Source organism: Microcoleus sp. PH2017_08_TRC_O_A, assembly GCF_020738665.1.
In the GTDB taxonomy this organism is placed as follows: domain Bacteria; phylum Cyanobacteriota; class Cyanobacteriia; order Cyanobacteriales; family Microcoleaceae; genus Microcoleus.
This window is the reverse complement of sequence record NZ_JAEQCE010000130.1, coordinates 1-11,472: the sequence shown is the minus strand read 5'-3', so window position 1 is coordinate 11,472 and position 11,472 is coordinate 1. Positions and strand designations below refer to the sequence as shown.

The 11,472-nt window shown below is 48.6% G+C and carries 5 protein-coding genes; 3 read left to right on the top strand and 2 right to left on the bottom strand.

Annotated elements, in window-relative coordinates:
- Positions 1-170 precede the first annotated feature (170 nt).
- On the top strand, positions 171-1,382 hold the full coding sequence (locus JGK22_RS30675; RefSeq protein ID WP_293314388.1) for a M20 family metallopeptidase: 1,212 nt from the start codon (positions 171-173) through the stop codon (positions 1,380-1,382).
- A gap of 222 nt (positions 1,383-1,604) precedes the next feature.
- Here the strand turns inward: JGK22_RS30675 and JGK22_RS30670 are convergent, their stop codons facing one another.
- The gene (locus JGK22_RS30670; RefSeq protein ID WP_293175812.1) at positions 1,605-2,585 is read right to left on the bottom strand and encodes an aldo/keto reductase; all 981 of its coding nucleotides are present in this window, start codon (positions 2,583-2,585) and stop codon (positions 1,605-1,607) included.
- A 345-nt stretch (positions 2,586-2,930) separates the two neighbouring features.
- On the bottom strand, positions 2,931-4,247 hold the full coding sequence (locus tag JGK22_RS30665; protein ID WP_293231807.1) for a glycoside hydrolase family 10 protein: 1,317 nt from the start codon (positions 4,245-4,247) through the stop codon (positions 2,931-2,933).
- 279 nt (positions 4,248-4,526) lie between these two features.
- Here JGK22_RS30665 and JGK22_RS30660 point away from each other — a divergent pair, with 279 nt between their 5' ends.
- Both JGK22_RS30660 and JGK22_RS30655 read left to right on the top strand, forming a co-directional pair.
- Complete coding sequence (locus tag JGK22_RS30660) at positions 4,527-5,966, top strand: FAD-dependent oxidoreductase (protein WP_293269300.1); 1,440 nt, start codon at positions 4,527-4,529, stop codon at positions 5,964-5,966.
- A gap of 531 nt (positions 5,967-6,497) precedes the next feature.
- Positions 6,498-11,360: a CHAT domain-containing protein gene (locus tag JGK22_RS30655; RefSeq protein WP_293314386.1), complete on the top strand. Its 4,863-nt coding sequence runs from the start codon at positions 6,498-6,500 to the stop codon at positions 11,358-11,360.
- Positions 11,361-11,472 lie beyond the last annotated feature (112 nt).

The following is an 11,472-nucleotide window of genomic DNA, read 5'->3' as shown; positions in this document are numbered from 1 at the left end:
TGTACTCTGCGCCCTCTGTGGTAAAACATCTTAGATTTTATTTTAACCGCAGAGAGCGCAGAGAGCGCAGAGAAGGAAAAGAGAGTTTTACAAATTATTTAACTGGTTCCCAGGTAAAGAGTAAAACGAGTAAACAACTAACAAATAACAACTAACAAATAACAACTAATATGGTTTCTAATGTACCGAATTTAACCGATTTCGATTTATCTCAGTTGCGGCTGGAGATTAGAAGTTTGCAGCCTCAGCTAGTCGAATGGCGCCGCCGCTTGCACCAAAAACCGGAGTTGGGTTTTGATGAGAATTTAACAGCCCAGTTTATCTCGCAAAAGTTGCAGGAATGGGGAATTGAGCATGAAACTAATATTGCTAAAACGGGTGTTGTCGCAACTATCGACAGCGGGAAGCCGGGGCGAGTTTTGGCAATTCGAGCGGATATGGATGCTTTGCCGATTCAAGAGGAAAATGAGGTGGATTATCGATCGCAGCATGATGGTATTATGCACGCTTGCGGTCACGACGGTCATACTGCGATCGCCCTCGGGACAGTTTGTTATCTCGCCAAGCACAAACACAGCTTTTCGGGTAAGGTAAAATTCATCTTCCAGCCCGCCGAAGAAGGCCCGGGCGGCGCCAAACCGATGATTGAAGCCGGAGTTTTGCAGAATCCTGACGTTGAGGCGATCGTCGGCTTGCATTTGTGGAACAATCTACCATTAGGCACTGTAGGCGTCCGCAGCGGCGCCCTGATGGCGGCTGTAGAAGTTTTTGACTGCACGATTTTTGGCAAGGGCGGGCACGGTGGAATGCCACATCAGACTGTAGATGCGATCGTCGTTACAGCCCAAATTGTCAGCGCCCTACAGGCAATTGTCGCACGGAACGTTAACCCGATCGACTCAGCGGTAGTCACAGTCGGCAAATTCCACGCAGGGCACACCCACAACGTCATCGCCAACACCGCCCAAATCGGCGGCACAGTGCGCTATTTCAATCCCATATATCAAGGTTATTTTCACAGGCGAATCGAGCAAGTAATTGCCGGAATTTGTCAGAGTCACGGCGCCAATTACCAACTAGATTATTCTTCGATTTATCCACCAGTTATCAACGATTCAAGCATGGCTGACTTAGTACGCAGCGTGGCTGAATCCGTTGTGGAAACTCCTGCGGGAATAGTCCCAGAATGTCAAACAATGGGCGGGGAGGATATGTCATTCTTTTTGCAAGAAATCCCCGGCTGCTATTTCTTTTTAGGTTCCGCAAATCCCGAGAAAAACTTGGCTTACCCGCACCACCACCCGCGTTTTGATTTTGATGAAACTGCGTTGGGGATGGGTGTAGAAATGTTTGTGAGGTGCGTAGAAAAATTCTGTGGTTAGAGTAGAGTCGGCGGTTGAAACCGCGTCTATACAAATAAAACCTGCCTCCGCAGGTTGAAGAATGAAAGGTTAAAATTACGTTATTCAGCAATTAGACTCGGCGGTTGAAACCGCGTCTATACAAACAAAACCTGCCTCCGCAGGTTGAAGAATCAAAGGTTAAAAATATTTTATTCATCAATTAGACTCGGCGGTTTCAACCGCCGACTCTAACGAACCGGGTTATCTCGTTTGAAAGATATTCTGCACCATTTTCTTATCCACACTCGCCGCCGCCTTATCCAATTCTGCAATCTCCCCCGAATTCAACTCCCAGCCCAAAGCACCAATATTATCCATCGCCTGCGCCGCCGATTTAGCCCCCGGAATCGGAATAGTTTCTTTGCAGATGCACCAGTTGATTGCTACCTGCGAAACAGTCTTGTTTCTGAACGCCGCTATTTCTCGCAAACAGCCCAAAAGCGATCGCATTCCCGGCAATAATTGCTTGCACGCCAAACCTCGGATACCTTTAGGAATAGAGCCATTTTCCGAATATTTTCCAGTCAGCAACCCCAAAGCTAAAGGACTGTAAGCAATCAATTTTATCCCCAATTCATCGCAAACATCTTTCAATCCAAGTTCTGTTACTGGATAAGTAGAAAGTAGCGAATATTGCACTTGTAAAGTCACAATAGGAACTTGGCGCGAACTAAATCTTTGATGCACCCATTTCAACCGTTTCGGCCCGTAATTAGATAAACCCACTCCCTTGACCAATCCTTGCTCGTAAAGGTCTGCCAAACCGTCCAAAAGAGCCCCCTCTTGCCAAGGTGCATAATTGGCTGTAGACCAGTGCATTTGCACTAAATCTACATTCTTTCCGAGGCGCGAAGCCGAGGCTTTTCCAGCAGATATCATGGATTGTCGCGTCAGTCTCCAAGGATAAGCCGCTAGTTTTGTCGCTATACAAATATTGTCTTGATTTGCACCTTGATATTGTTGGGAAAACTGCCCCAAAAGTTGCTCGCTGCGTCCGTTTAATTTCCCGGTTCCGTAGGAATCACCTGTATCAAATAAGGTGACACCATTGTTAACGCAAAGATTGAACGCGGCTTGCAATTCCTCGTCCATACTTTCATCGTAACCCCAGAGTAATCTGTTACCCCAAGCCCAAGTGCCGCAGCCCATTTTTGGTAGTACAATTTTTTGATTAGTTGACATTTTTATTGATGATTAATGATTGATATTAGGGTAAGGTATACTGAACAAGTGACCGGGGATGCTCGCACTCGTTCGTCGTTACCAAAGTATCTCACCAGCCCCTCACACGCGAGCGGGGACGGCACTAGGAAGAGACTGAGGAATGATATTAATGATATTATTTTCGCTTACATCCAAACAATAATTTTCCGCTCTTAAGTGCGAGCGTCCCCGCTCGCGTAACCTTCACTCCCCGCTCGCGTAACCTTCGCTCCCCGCTCGCGTAACCTTCACTCCCCGCTCGCGCAACCTTCGCTCGCGAGCGCTGGAATATCCCGATGTAACCGGATTTGATATGAGGACTTTTTACTTTTTAGATGTGGTTGGTGAGGGCGAAGGTGGGCTGTTTTTTGTAGGTTGATTGGGCTTAGCTTTGGGGTCTGGTTTGGCTGGGGGCGGCGGAGGAAAAGTTGCCGCGCGTCTCGGTATTTGTAGCGCTGTGCGGAATGCAGAAGACGGGAAGAAGGCGCTAAATTGAGAAAGTCGATCGCCCATTGGTTCGGGTGCATCTTCCCACAAGCTTTCGTAGTAGAAGAAAGCGGCACCTAAGCCGTATTGTTGGACTGCTTGCACCTGGGATTTAATTTGCCCTATCGCTACTGGACGATTTCTTAAACCTGTCATAATCCCAACTCCAGTCGGAATTTTTTGCTGTGCTTCTCGCATTTCTGGACGGTTAATCTTGTCCACAAATGATTCTAGATTGGGACGGTACACTTGCACGATCAGTTCGTCGGCAATATCCAAACGCACCCAAGCCAGCCAATCTTGGAGGTGATGTTTGTAAGCAAATTCGTAGTAATTGGGAGAAATCGAGAAAATTGCCTTGGGTTTTGCTGCTTTGACGGCTTGATTTAGTTGGGACATAAAAGCGGTGATTTTATTAGCTCGCCACTTCACCCATGCTGCGTCTTGAGAGTCGCTTGGAGGTGCTTTTTTGGTTTCTTTGGTATACAAAGCCACTGTGTATTCGTCATAGCCAAATTCTGAGGGCAAACTCATATGGTCGTCGAATTGGATGCCGTCGGCGTTGTATTGGGTGGTGATTTCTAGTACGAGTTCGGTAATAAATTTCTGGACTTCGGGATGAAAGGGATTGAGCCAAACTACTTCGCCACCTGCACCGTTTGATGTTTGAGTGCCGTCTTGTTTTTGTGTCAGCCAATCGGGATTGTTTAAGGCTAATTCTGAGGTGGGAGGAGTCATAAAACCAAACTCAAACCAAGGAATTACTAGCAGCCCTTGACGGTGAGCTTGAGCGACTAAATCTCCGATCATATCTTGTCCGTCTAACCCTCTATAAACAAAGGGTTGAATGTCTCTTTGCTGGGCGACTGGGCTGGGATACATTGCATAGCCAGAGTTCCAGACTACGGGATAGATTGTGTTAAAATTTAATCGCTTTAATTGGCTGACAGCCTCGGCTACTTTGCGCCTATCTCTGAGGATGTCTTTGTCGTTTGTCGTCATCCAAACTCCGCGAATTTCTTGGCGGGGTTGCTGGGCGATCGCGCCGATCGCATTATTGACCAACAATACTATAATGAATGAGAGGGCAAACAGCAGTGGGAACAAACGTTTAATCGATCGCGACCAACTGCGAGGAATGATCCGTAATGTCATAATTTTGAATGGTGAGTTAGCTTTCAAACACACCCCGGCATAATTTGGCGATCAAATTTGCTCGCTCTACAGTCTACAGCCATTTGCGCTGAATGTGCGATCGTACAATCGCTGAAAATCTGCGATGTAGGCGGGGGGTAAGTGAGAGCATTTTGTCAAAAGTGCTGGCCAATCTTAATTACACACCGCCAGCTCTCCTGACCGGACAGTCCTGTCTGCGGAAGTGCAAGTGCTGTACAATATCGGGGAAAGGAATATTTCGATCGAACATCTGTAATTGTGAAAGATTTAGTCTTAATTGGCGGCGGTCACAGTCATGCTATTGTATTGAAAATGTTCGGCATCAAACCGCTGCCCTCCGTGCGGTTGACTCTGATTAGCGATGTCCTGTACGCGCCCTATTCGGGGATGTTGCCGGGACACGTTGCCGGGTTTTACGATTATGATGAATGTCATATCGATTTGCGATCGCTGGCCGAATTTGCCGGGTGTCAAATATTGGTCGATCGGGCGATCGCGATCGACTTTAACAAAAATTTAGTAATTTGTCAAACCAGCCCTCCAATTAACTTTGACGTGCTGTCTGTGGATATCGGCAGCACTCCCGCGACTATATCAGTTCCAGGTGCGGCAGAATACGCAATTCCAGCTAAACCCGTACCGGAGTTTTTAGCTAGCTGGAATCAGTTAATCTCTGCAACGCAAAACTATCCAAAAAAACCTGTACGAATCGCGATTGTTGGTGGCGGCGCGGGCGGCGTAGAATTAGCATTGAATATGCAATCTCGTCTGGCGAAGGAAGAAGGAAGAAGGAAGAAGGAAGAAGGAAGAGGGAAGTCGGAAGAGGGAAGAAGGAAGAGGGAAGTCGGAAGAGGGAAGAAGGAAGAAGGAAGAGGGAAGAGGGAAGAGGAAAGAAGGAAGAAGGAAGAAGGAAGAGGGAAGAAGGAAGAGGGAAGAGGGAAGTTCGGCAGCGGATTTTGTAACGGATGGATTTTAAAGGAGAGAGGAAAGTTTAAGCAGGAAGAAGGATTAGAAATTCATTTGTTTCATAGCGGTGCTGAATTGATGCCTGCACATAACAAACGGGTTCGCCGCCGCCTGAAAGAAATTCTGATTAGTCGCGGCATTCAACTGCATCTAATGGAAAAAGTTAGTGCTATAGAAAAGCAAGAAATGATGGAAATAACATCCGATTCTCAATGCCCAATGCCCAATGCCCAATGCCCAATGCCCAATGCCCAATGCCCAATGCCCATTTACCAAATATACTGTGAATCTGGTTTGAAGATTGAGTGCGATCGCATTTTTTGGGTGACACAAGCATCCGCCGCCCATTGGATCGGAGAATCTGGTTTAGCAACTGACTCAAACGGCTTTATGCAAGTCAACGATTGCCTGCAATCAGTCTCTCACTCCAACGTATTTGGGGCTGGAGACATCGCGGCGATGGTTAATTATCCCCGTCCCAAAGCAGGGGTGTTTGCTGTGCGTCAGGGCAAACCGCTGTTTGAAAATTTGCAGCAGTTTTTATTGCAAAAACCGCTGAAACCCTTTGCACCGCAGGAGAAATATTTAGGCTTAATCGGTACTGGGAATAAAAGGGCGATCGCATCTCGCGGATCGTGGATGTGGGAATCAGCGCTACTGTGGTACTGGAAAGATTGGATCGATCGCCAATTCATGCAAAAATTCAGTAATCTACCCAAAAAACAGCAATAGTAAATCGAAATACATTCAACTATAATCTTCTCTTTTATTCTCTTACTCTGCGTACTCTGCGCTCTCTGCGGCTAATAAAAAAAGTTCATTTAGTTGACAGTTGACCGCTTGACAGTTGACAGGTAAACACAACTACCGTCAGAGGAGCGAGTGATTTCGTGGTTTGACTGCTCTTCTATCCAATCAGTACACCACGAAAGCCAGCATTTTGTCAAGACACCTGCTACAGATACATATCAAATCTGCATGGGATTTCCGATATTATGGCAGCGGGCGCTTTGAAAGTGCGATCGACTGAAGGAGGCACCCTTGGCACCCAGGAGACAAACCCCCCGTGTAGGCGCGCGATCGACTTTTTTAAGTTTATTGGCACTTTCGCGGAACATTACAGCTCAAACAAAATCAAAACTACTATAGATTAGAATTGGGAATCGGGAATTGGAAATCGGGAATTGCTTCCCATGACAACTATCAACCATCAACTATCAACTATCAACTGTCAACTGTCAACTATCAACTGTCAACTGACTAATGACCTATTTTCGCTCTGCTTTAATTTTGACATTAGGTTTTTGGCTGCTACCGATAGCAGTGCGATCGCAATCTGTCGTTCCAGCGAATGACGGCACTAATACTGTTGTCAATCAGGAGCAAAATCGCTTAAACATTAGCGGCGGACAACTGTCGGGAAACGGCGCCAATCTGTTTCACAGCTTCAGCCAATTTAATCTCAGCGAAGGTCAAATCGCTAATTTTCTAACTAATCCAAATATTCAAAATATTTTAGGGCGGATTTCCAGCAGCAATATTTCCGTCATTAACGGTCTGATTTCTGTAAGCGGCGGCACCTCAAATTTATTCCTGATGAATCCGGCGGGAATTGTCTTCGGTCAAAATGCTAGATTAAACGTGCCTGGTTCTTTTTTCGCTACAACTGCTACAGGTATCGGTTTCGGCGATCGCTGGTTCAATTCTGCTGGAATTAATGATTATAAAGCTTTACTGGGAAATCCCAATCAATTTAATTTTAATAACTCACAAGTCGGTGCAATTGTAAATGCAGGAAGTTTGGCAGTTGGCAAGGGTCAAAATTTAACTTTGCTGGGCGGTACAGTAATTAATAGTGGGCAATTATCGGCGCCGGCCGGTCAAATTACAGTGGCTGCTGTTCCGGGACAAAATGCAGTCCGCATCAGTCAAACGGGTAACTTATTGAGTTTAGAAATTACTCCATCTTTGCCGTCAGAAAAATCTGCGATCGCCCCTGCTGCTACTTTACCTCAGTTGCTGACGGGCCCAGGAGTAGCGTCAGCCACAGGTTTAACAACCAACGCACAAGGTCAATTGGTACTGACGGGCGGCCAAACAGTGCCGATAAATGCCGGAAGTGCGATCGTCTCGGGTACTGTAAATGTATTTGCCCCTGCTGGCCAGACTGGCGGCACGGTAAATATTTTAGGCGAAAAAGTCGGATTGTTCGGCGCAAATATTAATGCTTCCGGGACTAACGGCGGAGGTGTTGTGCGCGTCGGAGGCGGTTTCCAGGGGCTCGAACCAGTGTTAAATGCCCAGGTAACTTATGTTAGTCCTGATTCTACGATCGCCACAAACGCGATCGACCGCGGCAACGGTGGCACAGCCGTAATTTGGTCAGACAATACCACTGGCTTCTTCGGCAATATTACTGCTCACGGCGGCACTGCCGCAGGTAACGGTGGCAGAGTCGAAGTTTCTGGCAAAAATGCTCTAACTTTCCAAGGACAGGTCGATACCCGCGCGCCTAACGGGGCGATCGGCAATTTGTTGCTCGATCCGGCAAATATTACCATCGTCAGCGGTAACGGCATTCCCAGCGCGCGATCGACCGGCGGGGAACTCCAAGCCACAGGATCGCCCGCTGAAACATCGATCTCAGACGCGCAGTTGGAACAGATGGCTGCCGGCAGCAACGTAGTTTTAGACACTCCGGGCTACATCACCGTCCAAGACTTGCCCGACAACCAACTTTCACTGCAAGCGAGAACCGGAGACAGCGTAACATTTAGAGCGGGCGGAGTGTTTTTTGTCAACGATCCCAAGGATTTAATCGAAACTCAAGGCGGCAACATCAACATTTTTGCCAGCAGCATCTCTCTGGGGCGGCTGAATGCAAACGGTGGCAATATTGCTCTCACTGCTAGCGGCATTGACTTCAGGGGCGGCAACAATTCTGTCAGCAGTGCGGGGGGAACAATTAGCTTGCAACCCAACGACGGCAGACAAATTCGGATTGGCGGCAGCGGGGATAATTTAGGGATTTTGGACTTAACGGCAACGGATATCGCTGCTTTGGCAGGGGATTTTGGCTCGATCGCGATCGGGCGTCCCAACAGCAGCTCGATCGCGATCGTCACACCCATTACCTTCAACAGTTCGCTGACACTTCAAGGCAACTCTATCGCGATCGACAATCCCCTAAGAACGACTGGCAGCGCTAGTTTGACTCTCGATGCGTCCCAAACTGCGATCGGCGCAAACATTTCGACATCCGGCGCCGATCTCACTTTGACAGGCAACTTCTCCCTAAATGCTGATGTAGCTTTGAGCACTCAAGCTAGGGGCAACATTCTGTTCTCCGGCAGCCTAGACGGAACTCGCGCCCTTAGACTTGACGCTCAGAGAGTGCTGTTCGGCGGTACAGTCGGTCAAGCTGCGCCCCTAGCTAGTTTGACTGTCAACGGCCGGAGTACCGAGCTATCCGGTGCGATCGCGACTGCGGGCAACATCACTTTCAACAGTGCCGTCACAGTCGATCGCACCGCCACCCTCGCCGCCAGTACCGGCAATATCACTTTTGCCAATACCCTCGACAGCACCCCGGGCGGCGCAAATAATTTGACCCTGCGCGCTGGTGGCAACATTACTTTTGGGGGTTCCGTCGGTCAAACTCAGAGCTTGGGCCAGCTCTCGGCTGACGCTCCTAGCATCACGGCGACTTCGAGAATTACCGCGCGCAATTTGACCCTAAACGCCCGAGATCCCGCTACCCTCGGAGGGGACAACGGGGCGGGTTTACCAGCCGATATCAACGCAGGAAACCTACTCTTAGAGGGCAATTTAAGGACGGATGGCGGCAGCATCAACCTGCAAGCAACTCGCGAGGTGAGGACTGGCAATATTACCTCCAACGGCGGGAGCATTCGAGTTGAGGGAAATACTGTTACTGCCGGTACGATCGACTCCTCATCAGCAACGGGAACAGGCGGCGCGATCGCACTCAAAAGCAATACCGGCCCTTTAACTGCCGGCTCTTTGAACGCTTCGGGAGCGATCGGCGGCAATATTGACCTCACCTCCCAAGCCGGAATTTCCGCTCTCGATCTCACCTCCCGAGGCACTCAGAGAAACGGTGGCACCGTCTCCCTCAGCGCGACAGGTAACATTCTGTTGGGTTTTATCGATGCTAGAGGCGGCAAACAAGACGGCACAGGTGGCAACGTTGATGTGACAACCCTTGGTTTATTTCGATCGAACAATGTTTTCACCGACGATATATCTGGCAATCTTTCCAGCAGTATTTCTACCGCCGGAAGTGCCAGAGGCGGCGCGATCGCAATTCGGCACGGCGGCGGTAGCAATCGACCATTTGTAGTTGGCGGCGCGATCGACAATGGAACCAAGGGAAGCATTAATTCTGGCGAGGGAAACACCATTTTCCCCAATCTTGCTTTTGGGGAAACTTACACCCAAGGAAGTTTACCAAATCTGATTTCCCTAATCGCACCAACTCCCGCAGCAACTCCCGCACCAACTCCAACTCCCGCACCAACTCCAACTCCCGCACCAACTCCCGCATCAACTCCCGCACCAACTCCAACTCCAGTGTCCGTAAATCCTGAGCCTGGGCGATCGCTTCCGGCATCTTTGCAAGTAGAATTGCGATCGCCAAATCGAGACAAGCATTCTCCAATTAGCCCGGATATTTTCACTCCTTCTCGCAGATACGATCCGGCAGGCTCGGGAGTGTTAGCATTTGAGAGAACCTTCACTCGCGAGTACGAAAAACATCTAAAACTGCCCGCCAGAACGCCGATAACTAATATGTCGGTAATTTACGAAACTCTTCGCAAAAACGAACAAATTACCCGCGTAAAATCGGCAATCATTTATATGAATTGGGTCAGCGGAACCAACGGGGCAGCGAAAGAAAATAGTTCGGTGCTGGTGGCAAGTCGGAATTTATCTAATGTATTTCCTGCAATCAAAAACCTCACATCCGAGTCTCCTAGCTCCTTAGAAAACAAGTTAGGAAAGAGCCTCCAACCAGCCGGCAAAGAAATTTCCGATGTTCCTAACGGGGAGCAGTTAGAATTAGTATTAGTCACAGCTAACGCTCAACCAATACGCATTTTAGTTCCCGCAATAACGCGCTGGCAGGTATTGCAACTGGCAGAATTTCTGCAAACCGAAATAACTAATCCCAGAAGAAGAAACAGCATCAGTTATTTGGATGCAGCCCAAAAACTTTATCGGTTGTTAATTGCGCCAATAGAGACAGAATTGGCAGCTTTAAAGATTGACAATTTAATTGTAATTCCGGCAGCAGGTTTGCGAAGCTTGCCCTTTGCTGCCCTTCACGATGGCAAACAATTTTTAGTAGAAAAATACAGCATTAGCGTGATTCCAAGTCTGAGTTTGACGGATACCCGCTACCAGAATATTGCTGACGATGAAGTTTTGGCGATGGGCGCGTCGGTATTTCAAGATAAAGCGCCATTACCGGCGGTACCGGTGGAGTTAGAGGCGATCGCGCCGCCGACGCGCGGAAAATCATTTTTGAATCAAGATTTTACCCTCAGAAACTTGCAAGCTCAGCGGACAAATCATCCGTTTGGTATCATTCATTTAGCAACTCACAGCGAATTCCAGCCCGGGCAACCGAGCAATTCTTACATTCAATTGTGGGATACTAAGTTGCTCATCACTGAAATGCCGAAGTTGGGGTGGAATGAACCGGCAGTGAATCTCTTAGTTTTAAGCGCGTGCAGTACCGCTTTGGGCGACGAAGAGGCAGAGTTGGGGTTTGCGGGTTTGGCGGTAGCTAGCGGTGCGCGATCGGCTTTAGCGAGTTTGTGGGAAGTCAGCGACGAGGGAACTTTGGGGCTGATGACAGGGTTTTACCGGCAGTTGCGCGCCCCCAGACGCGAGGGGAATGTGACGATTAAAGCCGAGGCTTTGCGGCAAGCGCAATTGGAGATGCTGCGGGGGCGCGTGCGGATTCAAGACGGGCTGCTGCGAGTCGAAGGGCTTGCTTTACCTCTAATTTTGCCTCCAGAAATTGCCGCGCGGGGCGATCGAATCCTTTCCCATCCCTATTATTGGGCCGCCTTCACCATGATTGGCAATCCCTGGTAATTGGCGATTAGTGAGGTACGTAGTTGGGCTTTAGCCCTCTTAGGTACGTAGTTGGGCTTTAGCCCTCTTAGGTACGTAGTTGGGCTTTAGCCCTCTTAGGTACGTAGTTGGG

Bases quoted from the DNA above. Each gene is read 5' to 3' on its own strand.
- JGK22_RS30665 (WP_293231807.1), bottom strand. From the start codon at position 4,247: ATGACATTACGGATCATTCCTCGCAGTTGGTCGCGATCGATTAAACGT.
- JGK22_RS30670 (WP_293175812.1), bottom strand. From the start codon at position 2,585: ATGTCAACTAATCAAAAAATTGTACTACCAAAAATGGGCTGCGGCACT.
- JGK22_RS30675 (WP_293314388.1), top strand. From the start codon at position 171: ATGGTTTCTAATGTACCGAATTTAACCGATTTCGATTTATCTCAGTTG.
- JGK22_RS30655 (WP_293314386.1), top strand. From the start codon at position 6,498: ATGACCTATTTTCGCTCTGCTTTAATTTTGACATTAGGTTTTTGGCTG.